The 14,521-nt window shown below is 63.4% G+C and carries 18 protein-coding genes and 1 tRNA gene; 11 read left to right on the forward strand and 8 right to left on the reverse strand.

Annotation, left to right across the window (positions count from 1 at the left end; translation table 11 throughout):
- Position 1 precedes the first annotated feature (1 nt).
- Positions 2-259 (reverse strand): hypothetical protein, encoded by a 258-nt coding sequence (locus tag AC0L3P_RS26475; RefSeq protein ID WP_473306389.1) that lies wholly within the window; start codon positions 257-259, stop codon positions 2-4.
- Here AC0L3P_RS26475 and AC0L3P_RS26480 point away from each other — a divergent pair.
- Together AC0L3P_RS26480 and AC0L3P_RS26485 are read left to right on the forward strand one after the other, a co-directional pair.
- The gene (locus AC0L3P_RS26480; RefSeq protein ID WP_473306392.1) at positions 249-1,016 is read left to right on the forward strand and encodes an AraC family transcriptional regulator; all 768 of its coding nucleotides are present in this window, start codon (positions 249-251) and stop codon (positions 1,014-1,016) included. The two genes, AC0L3P_RS26475 and AC0L3P_RS26480, sit on opposite strands and share 11 nt — an antisense overlap.
- Positions 1,017-1,069: 53 nt before the next feature.
- Positions 1,070-1,456 carry a RidA family protein gene (locus tag AC0L3P_RS26485; RefSeq protein WP_275170896.1) on the forward strand — a complete coding sequence of 129 codons (387 nt, stop codon included), beginning with the start codon at positions 1,070-1,072 and terminating at the stop codon, positions 1,454-1,456.
- A 418-nt stretch (positions 1,457-1,874) separates the two neighbouring features.
- Here the strand turns inward: AC0L3P_RS26485 and AC0L3P_RS26490 are convergent.
- Positions 1,875-1,959, reverse strand: a tRNA-Leu gene (locus AC0L3P_RS26490).
- Positions 1,960-2,113: 154 nt separating this feature from the next.
- Between AC0L3P_RS26490 and AC0L3P_RS26495 the strand changes: the two genes are divergently transcribed.
- A complete protein-coding gene (locus tag AC0L3P_RS26495; protein ID WP_354061078.1) occupies positions 2,114-2,653 on the forward strand; it encodes a disulfide bond formation protein B in 540 nt (179 codons plus the stop codon).
- 3 nt (positions 2,654-2,656) lie between these two features.
- Here AC0L3P_RS26495 and AC0L3P_RS26500 read toward each other — a convergent pair whose 3' ends face one another.
- Positions 2,657-3,742, reverse strand: a complete 1,086-nt coding sequence (locus tag AC0L3P_RS26500) for an AbrB family transcriptional regulator (protein WP_473306395.1) — start codon at positions 3,740-3,742, stop codon at positions 2,657-2,659.
- A gap of 98 nt (positions 3,743-3,840) precedes the next feature.
- Positions 3,841-4,113 carry a PsiF family protein gene (locus tag AC0L3P_RS26505; RefSeq protein WP_275170899.1) on the reverse strand — a complete coding sequence of 91 codons (273 nt, stop codon included), beginning with the start codon at positions 4,111-4,113 and terminating at the stop codon, positions 3,841-3,843.
- 202 nt (positions 4,114-4,315) lie between these two features.
- On the opposite strand from AC0L3P_RS26505, the gene AC0L3P_RS26510 reads away from it, so the two are divergent.
- Positions 4,316-4,798: a hypothetical protein gene (locus tag AC0L3P_RS26510; protein ID WP_354061083.1), complete on the forward strand. Its 483-nt coding sequence runs from the start codon at positions 4,316-4,318 to the stop codon at positions 4,796-4,798.
- A 47-nt stretch (positions 4,799-4,845) separates the two neighbouring features.
- Here the strand turns inward: AC0L3P_RS26510 and AC0L3P_RS26515 are convergent, their stop codons facing one another.
- Complete coding sequence (locus AC0L3P_RS26515; protein ID WP_354061085.1) at positions 4,846-5,394, reverse strand: TetR/AcrR family transcriptional regulator; 549 nt, start codon at positions 5,392-5,394, stop codon at positions 4,846-4,848.
- 109 nt (positions 5,395-5,503) lie between these two features.
- On the opposite strand from AC0L3P_RS26515, the gene AC0L3P_RS26520 reads away from it, so the two are divergent.
- The 5 genes from AC0L3P_RS26520 to AC0L3P_RS26540 all read left to right on the forward strand — a co-directional run bounded on the left by AC0L3P_RS26520 (position 5,504) and on the right by AC0L3P_RS26540 (position 8,305).
- A complete protein-coding gene (locus tag AC0L3P_RS26520) occupies positions 5,504-5,932 on the forward strand; it encodes an acyl-CoA thioesterase (RefSeq protein ID WP_354061087.1) in 429 nt (142 codons plus the stop codon).
- Positions 5,933-5,935: 3 nt separating this feature from the next.
- On the forward strand, positions 5,936-6,421 hold the full coding sequence (locus AC0L3P_RS26525; RefSeq protein ID WP_473306398.1) for a PaaI family thioesterase: 486 nt from the start codon (positions 5,936-5,938) through the stop codon (positions 6,419-6,421).
- A gap of 34 nt (positions 6,422-6,455) precedes the next feature.
- Complete coding sequence (locus AC0L3P_RS26530; RefSeq protein WP_275170904.1) at positions 6,456-6,839, forward strand: CidA/LrgA family protein; 384 nt, start codon at positions 6,456-6,458, stop codon at positions 6,837-6,839.
- Positions 6,836-7,558 (forward strand): LrgB family protein, encoded by a 723-nt coding sequence (locus tag AC0L3P_RS26535; protein ID WP_354061093.1) that lies wholly within the window; start codon positions 6,836-6,838, stop codon positions 7,556-7,558. The genes AC0L3P_RS26530 and AC0L3P_RS26535 overlap by 4 nt, the downstream gene beginning before the upstream one ends.
- A gap of 87 nt (positions 7,559-7,645) precedes the next feature.
- Positions 7,646-8,305: a DsbA family protein gene (locus AC0L3P_RS26540; RefSeq protein WP_473306401.1), complete on the forward strand. Its 660-nt coding sequence runs from the start codon at positions 7,646-7,648 to the stop codon at positions 8,303-8,305.
- A gap of 82 nt (positions 8,306-8,387) precedes the next feature.
- Here AC0L3P_RS26540 and AC0L3P_RS26545 read toward each other — a convergent pair whose 3' ends face one another.
- The 3 genes from AC0L3P_RS26545 to AC0L3P_RS26555 form a co-directional block, all read right to left on the reverse strand.
- Entirely contained in the window at positions 8,388-8,594 is a 207-nt protein-coding gene (locus AC0L3P_RS26545; protein WP_027514183.1) for a hypothetical protein, read from the reverse strand.
- Between the two features lie 82 nt (positions 8,595-8,676).
- Entirely contained in the window at positions 8,677-9,747 is a 1,071-nt protein-coding gene (locus tag AC0L3P_RS26550; protein ID WP_473306403.1) for a phospholipase, read from the reverse strand.
- Positions 9,748-9,775: 28 nt separating this feature from the next.
- On the reverse strand, positions 9,776-10,747 hold the full coding sequence (locus AC0L3P_RS26555; protein ID WP_473306406.1) for a S1C family serine protease: 972 nt from the start codon (positions 10,745-10,747) through the stop codon (positions 9,776-9,778).
- Between the two features lie 282 nt (positions 10,748-11,029).
- On the opposite strand from AC0L3P_RS26555, the gene AC0L3P_RS26560 reads away from it, so the two are divergent.
- A complete protein-coding gene (locus AC0L3P_RS26560) occupies positions 11,030-12,448 on the forward strand; it encodes a M20 family metallopeptidase (RefSeq protein ID WP_027514180.1) in 1,419 nt (472 codons plus the stop codon).
- 261 nt (positions 12,449-12,709) lie between these two features.
- Positions 12,710-14,500 (forward strand): peptide ABC transporter substrate-binding protein, encoded by a 1,791-nt coding sequence (locus AC0L3P_RS26565; RefSeq protein ID WP_473306411.1) that lies wholly within the window; start codon positions 12,710-12,712, stop codon positions 14,498-14,500.
- Positions 14,501-14,521 lie beyond the last annotated feature (21 nt).

Genomic DNA, 14,521 nt, shown 5'->3' on the forward strand with positions numbered 1-14,521 from the left:
TTCAGTTTAAAATGCCGGAAGCCCAATGAAGAAGGTCAGTACGAAAGGAAAGAGCCCGCGCCGAAATGCCGTCAAGGGAAATTCCGCAGCCGTTCTGAACGTGCCCGCCTACAGGCTCTACGGCGAAGATCGCACACAATCGATCTTCGGATTCTTTCACATCGAGCCGTTTTTCGTGCGCAACATACCCAACAATTGGCGTATCAGCCCGCATCGGCATCCGGACTTCGATCAGTTGTCCATACTCCTTGACGGCCAATGCAACTTTCAACGGTCGCAAGGAATCCGTTGGCGCGGCATCTTGCGTCTATACGCCTGCCAATGTCGTGCATGAGTTCGTCTATGAACCTGATGCGAAAGGTTTCGTGATCAGCGTGTCCTCCGATTTCGCGGCGGGGCTTCCCTCAGTGGAAGGTGCACTGAACGCAGCGCTGCTGCGCCTTTCCTCCCACCGGATCGTCCTATTTCCGCCCGACGCAGCCGCAACGTCGCTGCAAAGTCTTGTCAACCAAATTGCCGCGAACTTCGAACGAGCCCATCGGTACCGACGTGATGTTCTGCGATACCTTTTCGCTTGCCTTCTCCTGGAAATCGACGGCGTGGTGTTGCGGGCTCAGCCCGATGCCTTGGGACTCCGACCAGAGGGTGTGGCCGCCGAGCTTTTTCAACGCTTCAAGGATCTCCTGCGATCGGTAATCGGAGCTGTCGGATTTTCCGAGAACGAGCGGCCCCAGGCGCACACCGTCGAGGTCTTTGCCGAGCGTCTCTCGACGACAACGTACGTGCTTAACTCGGCGTGCCAAAGGGTGAGCGGCGCCAGTGCGCGCGAACTCATCCATGCGGCCGTTTTGGAGCAGGCAACCCGGCTTCTTCTCTATTCGAGCAAGCCGGTGAAGGAAATCTCGTTCCTGCTCGGCTACTCCCACGCATCTCACTTCGCTCGATTCTTCAAGCAGCGGAGGGGGACCACCCCCGAAATATTCAGGGCAAGCTTCCTGGCTGGTTCCGACGCCTAGCGTTTCTCGACCTCGTCGCTTCAATAGTTCGCGTTTCAATATGGGAGAAATCAGTGGCCCGCATCGTAATCAACAATCCTGCGCTTCCGCGATCTAAATCTCCGCATTCCAATGCAGTGCGCGTAGGTAACCTTATCTTCGTTTCGGGCTTTCCCGGTTACGACGAGAACGTCCAAGTGGCAAAGGGCGATTTCGCCGCCCAGATGCGTCTGGCGTTGAAGAACGTTAAAGCCACTCTCGAATACGCTGGCAGTTCGCTCGAAAAGGTCGCGAAAGTTAACGTGTACCTCGATCGGCGCGCCGATTTCGACGAACTAAATGAAATCTACAAAGAGTTCTTCGGGAACGAGCCGTCGCAGTGGCCCGCTCGCACGACGGTCGAGGCGCGGCTTCCACGGAAGGACTTCCTGCTGGAGATCGATTGCATCGCGGAAGTCTGATGGACCGATATTCCAACCACAAACGGAGCAAATAGTGTCAATGTTGACCCGCAGATCACGCGAGGGCAGCCGATATCTTGATGGCAGCCGAAGCCAACGAAAGCAAGCGAAGCAGATTTCCACGACTTGGCCCGACATCACATTCGAATTTCGGTCGCGCGGCGCGGCAGTCGACGTCGATCAGATCTGCTTTGGGTTGGCGTCCGGACCATCGTTCCTGCGGCCATCTGCTCGATTCCGTCGTTCGGAATAGCGAAATTCGCCGCGATCATTTGATTTCCTGATGCCAACAAAAATACCAACGATTGGACGGCGGGACTCGCTTTCTAACTAGTGTTTTCAACGAGTCTCGAAATTCTCCCAAAAAACGGAATCGCACCAATGGTTGAACTTATTGTTTCTATTGGTGTTTTCATCTTGGTGCCCCTGGCCGGAATCGAACCAGCACTCCTTGCGGAACTCGATTTTGAGTCGAGCGCGTCTACCAGTTCCGCCACAGGGGCCCTCGGTCGGCCCTAACGCGGGCGTCGCGAAGCCGGCGGACTATAGCCATGGACAAAGCGGGGTCAACCCGCGCCAAAGTGATCCCGGCCGTTCTCGACAGCCGCGTGAGCCGGGGTTACAGCCTTGGAAAGGGACCATCGAAAAGGGGCTGCCGTGACGACCCAGAGTGCCGCAATACCTGCATTCAAATCGGCGGCCACCAGCCCTGCTCTGACTGCCTCGCTCGCTGTGACCCTGGTTGCGGCTGCCACGATCGCAGGCGCCTGGTTCTTCCAGCTGGTGCTCGGGATCGTGCCCTGTCCGCTCTGCCTGGAGCAGCGCTACGCCTATTACCTCGCGATCCCGCTCGGCTTGCTCATCGCACTCGCGGCGCGGGGCGGTGCGCCGAGGCCGCTGCTGCTCGCGGGCCTTGCGATCCTTGTGCTGGCGAGCCTCGCCAACGCCGGGCTCGGCACCTATCATTCCGGCGTCGAATGGGGCTTTTGGAAGGGGCCAACGGACTGCTCCGGTCCCGTCGTCAATCTCGGCAGCGCCACCGACCTGCTGTCGCGGCTCGACACCGTGAAAGTGGTCCGCTGCGACGAGGTGCAGTGGCGCTTTCTCGGCCTCTCGCTTGCCGGCTACAACGTGCTGATCTCGCTGCTGATGGCTGGGATCGCCGCGTCGGGCTTCGTTGCGACGGCGAAGCGCTGAGGCTCAATCATCCACATCGTCCTGCGTCCGGCCGAACAGGTGCACGATGCCCGGCGTCGCGATCGTCACGAAGACGAAACGCGAGAGGTGATGGGCGCCGACGAAGATCGGGTCGATGTGCAGCGTCAGGGCCAGCGCCAGCATGGCATCCATCGCGCCCGGTGCGTAGGCGACCACGACGTCGGAGAATTTCACCTGCGTGGTGAGCGCCACGATGCCGACGAAGATCGCGGAGACGGCGATGGCGACGGCAAACGAGCCCAGCGCCGCGTTGATGTGGCCGGCGAGCGTCTTGATCCGCATCCGCGCGAAGCGGCTGCCGATCAGGGCGCCGATGCCGACCAGTGCTACGCCGCGTACCCAGTCCGGCAGGCCGCCCTCGACCCAGCCTGCGCCATGCAGCACGCTTGAGCCGATCATCGCGCCGAACATCCAGCTCGCCGGAAACTTGATCAGCCGCAGGACGAGCGCCGCGGCTAGCGAGGCCGCGACCAGCTCGACGAGGTCGAGCGGCGAGGCAATCGTCGTCGCCAGCGACGGCGCGACGGAGGGGGCGACGCCGGAGAACGCCAGCACCATCGGCAGCGCCGCGGTGAGAATGATGACGCGCATGGTCTGCACCACCGCGATCCCCGGCAAATCGGCGCAGCGCTCGACCGCCAAAATCGTGATCTGCGACAGCGCGCCGGGGCTGCCGGCAAGGAAGGCCGAGGTGCGGTCCCAGCCGTGGAAGCGCTGGAGATAATAGCTGGAGCCGAAGGTCGAGCAAAAGGTCGCGAGCGCGAGCAGCCCGATGGTGAGCGGATAGGCACTGACCTGTTGAAGCAGGTGGCGCGAGACGACCGAGCCTAATGAAATGCCGAGCAGCACCAGCACGGTCTGGGTCAGGATCGGCGGCAGCGTCAGCTGGCGACCGGCGATCGCGGCGATCCCGACCGCGATCATCGAGCCCGAGATCAATCCCCCCGGAAGGCTCGCGAGCAGAAACACGAGGCCACCGGCGGTGCCAATGACGAGCGTTTCCACCGTGCTCAAGATCTTGGCACGGCTCGGCCATTCGAACGGCGGGGAGGCGGTGATTTGCTTCACACCGCCTTATCGCAAATCAGCGAGAGGCGCACAATTGCGGCCACGTCATGCCGCAATGCGCGCGCCTCTCGCCGAAGCCGGCGAGGACCGTGACGGGTTTACTTCTTGTCGGCGGGGGCGGCGGTCGCGCCAGCCTTGGCTTCCTTCATGCATTCGCGGCGGAATTTCTTGCGCTCCTTGCCCTTCAATCCTTTGGTATCTGCCTGCTTGGAGCATTCGAGCGATCCGGCCGAGCGCTCCTTCGGCGCCTTCTTGTCGGTGGTCGCGGCGGCATCGGTTTTGGCTGCCGGCGCGGCGGTCTGCGCGAAGGCAGTGCCGGTGGCGAGCAGGGAGGCGAGAGCGACGACGGCGAGGCGAGATGAGAAGGTCATGGTGCTGCACTCTTCTTGCGGGAATTGCGAAGGGCGCGAAAGTCGGCTGGCGTTGCTGAACGCGACATGAATAATTTGAACGTAGAGGATCACTATATTTTGGCGGCAGGAGCCATCGCTTCCTTGTCGCGAGCAGGCGGCACGCTAGGATAGCAATCCTCGGTTCACTTCCCCCGGGGGAAGATCAAGGAGGAGACCCAGGATGACCGTTCAATCAAAGTTGCTGTGTGCAGTTGCGCTGTCGGGATTTGCCGCGCTGGTGGCGAGTGCGCCGGCGCAGGCGCTGACCTCGCAGGAGTGCAGCGCGAAATACCAAGCCGCCAAGAAGGACGGCTCGCTCGGCACCACGAAGTGGAATGACTTCCGCAAGGCCCAGTGCGGCGCGGACGCGACGCCAGCGGCTGCGCCGACCGCGGCCGCTCCCGCTGCGCCCGCCGAGCCGAAGCAGGCGAAGAAGGAGGCCGCCCCGGCTGCTGCGCCGACCCTGCCGGCCGGCCCCGCGATCTATCCGAACGCGGTCGATCCGAAATACGCCAAGGAGACCCCCGGCAAGGGGCGCCTGCACACCTGCGTCGACCAGTACAATGCCAACAAGACCACCAACGGCAATGGCGGCATGAAGTGGATCGAGAAGGGCGGCGGCTATTACAGCGAATGCAACAAGAAGCTGAAGGGCGCCGCCTGAAGCTTCAAGACGACGCAGAGGCCGGAGCCAAGCTCCGGCCTCTTGCTTTAATCCAGTAGCTTCTCGGCCGACTTCGCCACGAGCTGCGATCGCTTGCGCGGGCCGCGCTCGACGAACAGCAAGCTCTGGCCGAAGATGAAGCAGTAGAACAGGAAGGCCTGCGCTTCAGCTGCCTCGGTCTCGAGGCCGGTCGCGCGATAGAGTTCGGCGACGTGCTTCAGCCGCGCCGCGTCCACGTTCGCCACCGCTGCCGCGGCGCCCTCGTCCGAGCGGGCCCATTGCCGGATGGCAAGCTCGATTGCCATCCCGTCCGGATTGAGCCGCTCCGAATAGAGCTGGATCACTGCCCGCAGCCGTTCACGGGGCTCTTGGCCATCAAGACTCGTCTGCTGCGCGATCGCCGTTGAGCGCCCCTCGCGCCAGCGTTCCAGCATGGCACCGAGCAGGGCGGCACGGTCGGCGAAGCGGCGGTAGAAGCCGCCCTTGGTGACGCCCAGATTCTTGGCGAGCACCTCCACCCGCACCCCCTCGACCCCCGATCGGGCGAGCTCGGTGAGCCCTGCGTCGACCCAGACATCGCCTTTGCCGTCACTCATGCAGGCAGCCTCGCCGATTCTTGATACGGTGCCGTATTGCTAACGCGGGAGGGGGTTGATACGCTACCGTATCAATAATCAAAGGCAGAAAAGGCCAGGGAGAATTGCGATGGAGCAGGAGGCGACCTATCGCGGCACGGTCTATCCGTGGCAGTGCGATCACGTCGGCCATATGAACATCATGTGGTATGTCGGCAAATTCGACGAGGCCAACTGGATTCTGTTCGCCCGCCTCGGGCTGACGCCGAGCTATCTGCGCGGCTCCGGCCGCGGCATGGCCGCCGTGCAGCAGAACATCACCTACAAGCGCGAGCTGCTCGCCGGTGACATCGTCGAGATCCGCAGTCATCTGCTGGAGATCCGCGACAAATCGATCCGCTTCCGGCACGACATGACCAATGCCGAGACCGGCGAGATCGCCGCGTTCTGCGAGATCACGGGCGTGCACATGGACCGTAGCCAGCGCAAATCGGTGCCGTTCACGGATGCCATCCGCGAGGTCGCCTTGAGCCATCTCGTCGAGCCGGCGGAGGCCTGAATCATGGCCGCATTCGAGCCGAAGAACCCGGGCTATCGCGCGGCTGCCATCGCCATGTTCGACGGCCAGCCGGCGATGCACACGCTCGGCATCGTGATCGTCCGCCTTGCGCCGGGCGAAGTCGAACTGGCCATGCTGCATTCGCCGGCGCTCACACAACAGAACGGCTTTGTCCACGCCGGCATCATTACCGCAGGGCTCGACAACGCCTGTGGTGTTGCCGCCTTCACTCTGATGCCGCGCGAGGCCGATATCCTCACCGTCGAGTTCAAGACCACGCTGCTCGCGCCGGCGCGGGGCGAGCGTTTCGTCTTCAAAGCAGAGGTGGTCAAGCCCGGCCGCACGTTGACCTTTTGCGAGGCCAAGGCGTTTGCCGAGCACGAGGGCAAGGTCACGTTGATCGCCACGATGACCGGGACACTGATGGCAATGCTGCCCCGCGCTTCGGCTTCGCACGAGCCGCGCACGACCACCGCTAGCGGTGATTGACAAGACTGCGGGCGCGTCCCTTGATACTCCGGTCATGCTTGCAAGCCTTGGTCTCATTCTGCTCTGCCAGTTGATCGGCGAAGCCGTCGTGCGCAGCCTCGGGCTGCCGATGCCAGGCCCGGTGCTTGGCCTCTTGCTGCTCCTCATCCTGCTGCTCGCGCGCGACCGCTTTGCGCTTCTCGCGCGCGGGCCGCTGCGCGATGATGGCGTCGAGACGGCGAGCAGGGGTCTATTGGCGCATCTGTCGCTGCTGTTCGTACCGGCCGGGGTCGGGGTCGTGCAAAAGCTCGACCTGCTCGCATCCCACGGCATCGCTATCATCCTCGTGCTCGCGCTATCGGTGGTCGTCACGCTGCTCGCAACCGTACTCACCTTCCGCCTGGTCAGCCGCCTGTTGAGGCAACAGGACGCGCGATGAAGGACAATCCGTTCTCGCTCTGGGTCTATCTCTCGCAGTCGCCGTTGCTTTGGTTGACCGTGACGCTGCTGGTCTATGCGAGCACGGACGCGGTGTCGCTGGCAACGCGGCGCCATCCTCTCGCCAATCCCGTGCTGCATGCGATGTGGATCGTCGGCGCGTTTCTGCTGTTGACCGGCACCTCCTATACGACCTATTTCGCCGGCGCGCAGTTCGTGCATTTCCTCTTGGGGCCCGCGACGGTCGCGCTGGCTGTTCCCCTCTACGAGAACCGCAAGCGCGTCGTCGCGTCGATCGTGCCGATGCTGGTGGCGCTGGTCGCGGGATCGGTAACCGCCGTGGTGTCCGTGGTGTTGCTGGCCCAACTCGCCGGTCTGCCGCGCGACGTGGTTCTGTCGCTCGCGCCGAAATCCGTCACGGCCGGCGTTGCCATGGGCATCGCCGAATCCCTGCATGCCGATCCCTCGCTTGCTGCGGTTGCCGTCATCCTCACGGGCATCATGGGCGCGATCATCGTGACGCCGCTGATGAACCGCACCGGTATCAGCGATTTCCGCGCCCGCGGCTTTGCCGCCGGCCTTGCCGCGCACGGGATCGGGACCGCGCGCGCGTTCCAGGTCGACGAGATCGCCGGCGTCTTCTCCGGGATCGCCATGAGCCTGAACGCTTTGGTGACCTCCTTCCTGGTACCTTTGGCGGTCACGCTGCTGGTGCGATGACATCGGCACCGCGACACTCTATATGAGCTGTAACAATTCCCAGTCTCGAACCGTATCGACGGAGATGGGACCGAAATGGAACGAGATATGGCTGGATTCAGGAACAAGGGCCTTGTGCCGACGCGGCGCGCGGCGCTGACCCTGATAGGGGCGGGCGCCCTTGTCGCGGGTGGGATGACCTCGGCGCGCGCGGCGACCGACGAAGACGAGGTGCTGACCGAAGCCAAGGTGCTGCGCGACCCCGATGTTCCCGTCGCCGGCAATCCCGACGGGAATATCAGCATTATCGAATGGTCCGATTATAACTGCCCCTATTGCCGCAAGCTCGAGCCCGAGTTGCGTCAGGTCATCCAGGACGACGGCAAGGTCCGGCTGGTGATGAAGGACTGGCCGATTCTCGGTCCGGTCTCGGTCACGGCGGCGCGGACCGCGCTCGCGGCGAAATTCCAGGACAAATACCACCAGGCCCATGACGCCATGATGGGCGTCAGCTCGCGTTTGACCGAGCCACGCATCAACGAATTGCTCGCGGCCGCCGGTGTTGACATGGATCGGTTGAAGCGCGATCTCGCAGACCGCGCCAAGGACATCGACGCCGTGCTCAAGCGCAACAACGAGCAGGCCGAAGCCTTCGGTTTCAGCGGCACCCCGTCCTTCATCGTCGGCAAGTACCGCGTGCCGGGCGTGCTCAGCATGAACGAGTTCGAGCAGGTCATCGCCGACGCCCGCAAGGCCAAGATGAACTGAGCCGAGCGATATTCACCGCGCAATACGAAGGCGCCGCCGCGGACCCGCGACGGCGCCTCATTTCATTCATGATACCAAATCGTTACTTCGAGGAGATGCGGACCCAGTCCTTGTGCGCGCGATCGCGCAGCGCGTCCCAATCGGCCTTGGCAACATCCCAGTTCACGATGGTGCGATTGGTTGTCGCGACCTCGCCATTGGCGACCGACGATGTCTGCATGGAGTCATAGACGTACACGCCGCAGCCGAGCAGCAGCGCGCCCAAAATCATTCCAAGAAACATCCGCATCGCGAAACCTCCAATGACGGGCGATAACGTCGACCCGGATCGATTGTTCCGCGACAGTGCGGCGCAGGTAAGGACGATCCGTTCACGCTTCATTCAGCCACTGAACCAACTCCGCATTGATCTCGCGTGGGTAGGTGTGGCTGAGGTCGTCGATCTCGCGATAGGTGACATTTGCGCCGGCGGCGGCGAGGGCCGCCTGGGTCTGCCGCGCGGTCTGCACCGGAAACATCCAGTCGAGCTTGCCGTGCGCGATGAAGATCGGCAGGCGCTGCAGGCGCGTGGCGTCAGCCATCTCAGCCATCAGCGGATGGAAGGTCGCCGACACCGGCGCGAGATGCGTGAAGGGCGATGCGCCTTCGAGCCCGGTGACGTAGCAGAAGGTGCCGCCGTCGCTCATGCCTGTCAGCAGCATGCGCGAGGCGTCGATGGCCCAGCGGCTGCGCACGGTTTCGAGAATGCGCATGAGATTGGGCGTGTCGGAATCCTCGCCCATCAGGGCCCAGGTCGGGCCGGTCGCGGTCGGAGCCACCAGGATCGCACCAAGACTGCGGGCGTCGCGCAGCCAGCTCCACAGAAAACCGCGGCCGTTGCCGCTGCCGCCATGCAGCGCCATCACCAGCGGCATGGCGCGATCGGGCGTGTAATATTCGGGCACGTAGACCGAAAAGCCGCCGCGGCTGCCGGGCTCGTTGTGATCGTGGATGATGCCGGTGTGCGCGTCCGCGCCGGCTTCGAGCCGCGACAACAGGTCGGCATTCTCGCGAGTGGCGGCGTTGAGGAAGAAGCTGCTCACCGGCGGAAACTGCACTGCGAGCGGATAGAGTGCCTCCTGCGCGCGTGGCAGATGGCGCAGCGCGCGGAAGACCGCGACGAGATCGCCATTGCCACGCTCGACCTCGCGGATGCCGGCGAAGGCGGCGAGCGTCTCGTCGCAGGAACGGTCGAGTCGCTCGCGCAGTCCGGTAAATTGCTCCGGCCATTCTCCGATTGCCGCGCGCGCCGTTTGCAACGCCTCGTCAGGAGAGCCGATCGCGTTCATCACGGAGCCGAAGGCCGGCGGGTGCAGGTTTCGCTGAAAGAAGGCGAGCGCTTCCAGCGCATTGAGCAGCGGCGGTAGCACGGCCACGATGTCGTCAACGACGGCCTCGCTCATCGTCGCTTCCTTGCGTTAGTTCTGATCGTCAGTGCAGCTTTGGCGCCTTCAAGAGCTTGTAGCGATCGGTCGAGGTCACCGTGACGTCGAAGGTGACACCTTCATGGTGTACCGTCAGCGGCACGTCAACGCCGGCGGCGCCGAGGCCCCACAGCTTGTTGTAGAAGCCGGTCTGGCTCGTCACCTTCTCGCCGTCGACCGCGAGGATGACGTCGCCGGTCTTGAGCTCGGCGCGGGCGGCCGGACCATTGGCAGAGATCCCGATCACCACCACGCGGTTGTCGATCTCTGTCGAATAGAGTCCAAGCCATGGCCGTGCCGGCTTGTTGACGCGACCGAACTTGCGCAGATCGTCCAGGATCGGTTTCAACAGGTCGATCGGCACGATCATGTTGACGTGCTCGGCCTTGCCGTCGCGCTCGCGTTCGAGCTGGAGCGAGCCGATGCCGATCAGCTCGCCGTGTTCGTTGAGGAGCGCCGTGCCGCCCCAGTTCGGGTGCGCGGGATGGGTGAAGACGGCCTCGTCCAGCAGATATTCCCAGTAGCCGGCAAATTCCTGCTTGGCCACGATCTGGCTCGCGACCGAGCGCGTGCGTCCGCCGGCGCCGCCGACCACGACGCGGTCGCCGAGCCTGGTCTCGGCCGAGATACCGAGCGGCAAGGGGGCGACTTCGAGCTGGCCGAGCGCCTGCACCAAGCCAAAGCCGGTGACGGCATCGAAGCCGAGCACATGTCCCTCCACCACGCGCCCGTCTCCGACATGCAGCCACACGGACTCTGCTTCGGTGATGAGATAACCGATCGTGAGCACCAGCCCGTCGTCGATCACGACGCCGTTGCCGGCGCGTTCGGTGCCCAGTGTCTCGGCACTGAAGGCGTCCGGCGGGATGATGGCATGCAGGCCGACGACGGAGGCGAGCGCACGGTCGAGATCGAAACCGTAATCGCTCGCACGCGGCTGATTGGCCGGCGGCACTCTCCATTCGGTCAGGGCGGGCATGGAGTTCTCCTGGCTGAGTGCATCGCTCGGCGCGGCTAGCGTAAAGACGCGCGAGGCACGCATAATTTAGGCCGGGGGAGGCCGTCTTGAAAGCCTCGCTCCCCAACTATTCCGAAGCGTCGTATGACATTTTTGAAAGGCACGGGAACGGTTCATGCAAGGTCGGTCGGGCGACCCTCCGGCATTGGCCGCATGGCTGCTCTCCGGCGAGGTGCTAGGCGCCGTACAATGAAGCTGCTAACCATTGCCGCTTCGTTTGACCTAGGGATCACGGACCGAAGCATGGACAACCGCAGCGACATCTGGCGTGGCATCGACACGATCAAGGCACGTTTCATCGACCTCAGCGACAAGGTCTGGGGCATGCCCGAAGTCTGCTACACCGAGGCGCGGTCCGCCGCAGAACATCTCGCCGAGTTGCGTCATCAGGGTTTTCGCATCACCGAGCAGGTCGCGGGCATTCCGACCGCGGTGATGGGCGAATGGGGCGAGGGCGGACCGGTCATTGCCTTCATGGGGGAATATGATGCGCTGCCGGGCCTCAGCCAGGAGGCGGGCGTCGCGGAGCATCGTCCGGTCGAGACCGGCGGCCACGGCCATGGCTGCGGCCACAATCTGCTCGGTTCCGCAGCTCTCCTCGCCGCGACGGCGGTGAAGGACTGGCTTGCCGAGAACAAGGTGCCGGGCCGCGTACGCTATTACGGTTGCCCGGCGGAGGAGGGCGGCGCGGCAAAAGCCTTCATGGTGCGCTCCGGCGCATTTGAAGACGCCGACATCGCCATCACCTGGCATCCGCACAGCTTCTGGGAGGTCGCGGTGACGCCGTCACTCGCCAACACCCGCGCCGATTTCATCTTCACCGGCCGCACCTCGCATGCGGCGGCCTCGCCGCATCTCGGCCGCTCCGCGCTCGACGCCGTGGAGCTGATGAATGTCGGCGTGAACTATATGCGCGAGCACATGCCCAGCGACGCGCGCGTGCACTACGCGCTGCTCGACACCGGCGGCATCGCTCCGAACGTGGTGCAGGCGCATGCGCGCGTGCGCTATTCGATCCGCGCCCGTGATCTGCCTGGCATGAACGAGCTGGTCGGACGCGTGAGCAAGATCGCGGAGGGCGCGGCGCTGATGACCGAGACCAAGGTCGAGATGAAGATCATCTCCGCGGTCTCCAACATCCTGCCGAACACGCCGCTGGAGCAGGCGCTTCACCGGGTCATGGAAGAGCTCGGACCGCCGCATTTCGACGACGCAGACAAGGGCTTTGCCACGGAGATCCGCGCGACGCTGAGCGACAAGGACATCGAGTCGGTCTATTACGCGATCGGCATGGAGCCGACCGACCGGCCGCTGGCTGACTTCCTGGTGCCACTCGATGCCAAGCGCAATCCGCTGGTCGGCTCGACCGACGTCGGCGACGTGAGCTGGGTGGTGCCGACCGTGCAGGTCCACGCACCCACGGTTGCAATCGGTACGCCCTTCCACACCTGGCAGGTGGTCGCGCAGGGCAAGAGCGCGCATGCGCACAAGGCCATGGTGCAGGCCGCCAAGGCGATGGCCGGCATCGGCATCAAGGCGCTGACGGACCCGGAGCTGATCAAGGCTGCCAAGGCTGACCTCGAGAAGCGCACCGCCAAGACACCTTACGTCTGTCCGCTGCCAGACCACGTCGCGCCGCCGCTCGACATGTCCGTGGCGTAGAATTCGCCTCGATACTTCGTCTGATCCGGCGAACAAATTTTCTGCAGTGCAGCGCGGAATCCAGCCTGTTTTGATGCTGGATTGCCGAATGGATGGGCTGCGGAATATGGTTTTGCCCAACAGACAGTCAGAAGACCGTTTGCATACACACGGTCGCAGTTGACGCGCACCCCATTCGGTGTGCCATCTACCGCCAGCCAAGCCCGGTGGTCGCCTCGCGCGACCGCCTGCATCCATACGGGAACCAGACGGGGGACAACCATGCTGGATAAAGAGCTGCGTTCGATGATCGGTGACGTGAAGGACGGGCGGATGGATCGCCGTGCCTTTATCCAGCGTCTGGCTGCCGTAGGCTTGACCGCTCCGCTGGCCAACCAGATCCTCGCGCTCGGCGGGGTCGCCATGGCTGAGGGCGTCTCGACCTACAAGCCGACCAAGCGCGGCGGCGGTGGTGCGCTCAAGCTGCTGTGGTGGCAGGGGCCGACCCTGCTCAATCCGCATTTCGCCACCGGCACCAAGGACCAGGACGGCTCGCGCCTGTTCTACGAACCGCTCGCCTGCTGGGATCCCGACGGCAACATGAAGCTGGTTCTCGCGACGGAGATTCCCTCGACCCAGAACGGCCTGCTCGCGGCCGACGGCAAGTCGGTGACCTGGAAGCTGAAACCCGGCGTCAAATGGCACGATGGCAAACCCTTCACCGCCGATGACGTGGTCTTCACCTGGGAATACATCATCGATCCCGCGACCGCGGCCGTCACTATCGCGACCTACCGCGATATTACGGTTGAGAAGGTGGATGATCTGACAGTCCGCCTCGGCTTCAAGAAGCCGACGCCGTTCTGGGCCGATGCCTTCGTCGGCGCGACCGGACAGATTCTGCCTAAGCACCTGTTTGCCGAGTTCAAAGGCTCGAAGTCCCGTGAGGCGCCGGCCAACCTCGCCCCGGTCGGCACCGGCCCCTACAAATTCGTCGAGTTCAAGCCCGGCGATCTCATCCGGGGCGTGATCAATCCCGACTATCACATGCCGAACCGTCCCCATTTCGATACGATCGAGATGAAGGGCGGCGGCGACGCCGTCTCGGCGGCGCGCGCGGTGATCCAGACCGGCGAATATGATTTCGGCTGGAATATCCAGGTCGAGGACGACGTGCTGCTGCGTCTGGAGAAGGGCGGCAAGGGCAAGACCATCTACGCCGTAGGCGGCGATACCGAGTTCATCGCGCTCAACTTCACCGATCCGACCACCGAGATCGACGGCGAGCGCTCCTCGATAAAGACCAAGCATCCGCTGTTCTCGGATCCGGCGGTGCGTAAGGCGCTGTCGCTGCTGGTCGATCGCGAGTCCATCAAGAAAGCCATCTATGGCCGCGCCGGCCGCACTACCGCGAACTTCCTCAACGGTCCCGAAAAGTTCGTCTCCAAGAACACCACATGGGAGTTCAGCGTCGAGAAGGCCTCGAAGATCCTCGACGATGCCGGCTGGAAGCCCGGCGCCGACGGCATTCGCGAGAAGGACGGCAAGAGGCTGAAGATCGTGTATCAGACCTCGATCAACGGCCCGCGCCAGAAGACCCAGGCGATCGTCAAGCAGGCCTGTCAGAAGGCCGGCATCGATGTGGAATTGAAGTCCGTCGTGGCCTCTGTTTTCTTCTCCTCGGACGTTGCCAATCCCGACACGTACGCCAAATTTTACGCGGACATCGAGATGTTCCAGATCCCGATGAGCCAGCCGGATCCCGCCCAGCACATGCGCCGCTATCATTCGAGCAATGTCGCGGCCAAGGAGAACAAGTGGCAGGGCACCAATTTCCCGCGCTGGATCAACAAGGACTATGACGCGACCATCGACGCCGCCGACGGTGAGATGGATCCGGTCAAGCGTGTGGCGCTCTACATCAAGGCCAATGATCTCCTGTTCCAGGACACCGTGTTCATCCCGGCGCAGCATCGGCTGAAGGTGGAGGCGAGCGCCAACACGCTGCGTCCGGTGATCAGCGGCTGGGCCAACGAGACCGACAATTTGTTCGACTGGTACCGCGAGGAATGATCACGCACGCCTAGAGCGGTC

The organism is Bradyrhizobium sp. WSM4874, assembly GCF_055811835.1.

Coding starts and splice junctions, on each gene's coding strand:
- AC0L3P_RS26505 (WP_275170899.1), bottom strand. CDS start 4,113: ATGACCTTCTCATCTCGCCTCGCCGTCGTCGCTCTCGCCTCCCTGCTC.
- AC0L3P_RS26510 (WP_354061083.1), top strand. CDS start 4,316: ATGACCGTTCAATCAAAGTTGCTGTGTGCAGTTGCGCTGTCGGGATTT.
- AC0L3P_RS26515 (WP_354061085.1), bottom strand. CDS start 5,394: ATGAGTGACGGCAAAGGCGATGTCTGGGTCGACGCAGGGCTCACCGAG.
- AC0L3P_RS26520 (WP_354061087.1), top strand. CDS start 5,504: ATGGAGCAGGAGGCGACCTATCGCGGCACGGTCTATCCGTGGCAGTGC.
- AC0L3P_RS26525 (WP_473306398.1), top strand. CDS start 5,936: ATGGCCGCATTCGAGCCGAAGAACCCGGGCTATCGCGCGGCTGCCATC.
- AC0L3P_RS26530 (WP_275170904.1), top strand. CDS start 6,456: ATGCTTGCAAGCCTTGGTCTCATTCTGCTCTGCCAGTTGATCGGCGAA.
- AC0L3P_RS26535 (WP_354061093.1), top strand. CDS start 6,836: ATGAAGGACAATCCGTTCTCGCTCTGGGTCTATCTCTCGCAGTCGCCG.
- AC0L3P_RS26540 (WP_473306401.1), top strand. CDS start 7,646: ATGGCTGGATTCAGGAACAAGGGCCTTGTGCCGACGCGGCGCGCGGCG.
- AC0L3P_RS26545 (WP_027514183.1), bottom strand. CDS start 8,594: ATGCGGATGTTTCTTGGAATGATTTTGGGCGCGCTGCTGCTCGGCTGC.
- AC0L3P_RS26550 (WP_473306403.1), bottom strand. CDS start 9,747: ATGAGCGAGGCCGTCGTTGACGACATCGTGGCCGTGCTACCGCCGCTG.
- AC0L3P_RS26555 (WP_473306406.1), bottom strand. CDS start 10,747: ATGCCCGCCCTGACCGAATGGAGAGTGCCGCCGGCCAATCAGCCGCGT.
- AC0L3P_RS26560 (WP_027514180.1), top strand. CDS start 11,030: ATGGACAACCGCAGCGACATCTGGCGTGGCATCGACACGATCAAGGCA.
- AC0L3P_RS26565 (WP_473306411.1), top strand. CDS start 12,710: ATGCTGGATAAAGAGCTGCGTTCGATGATCGGTGACGTGAAGGACGGG.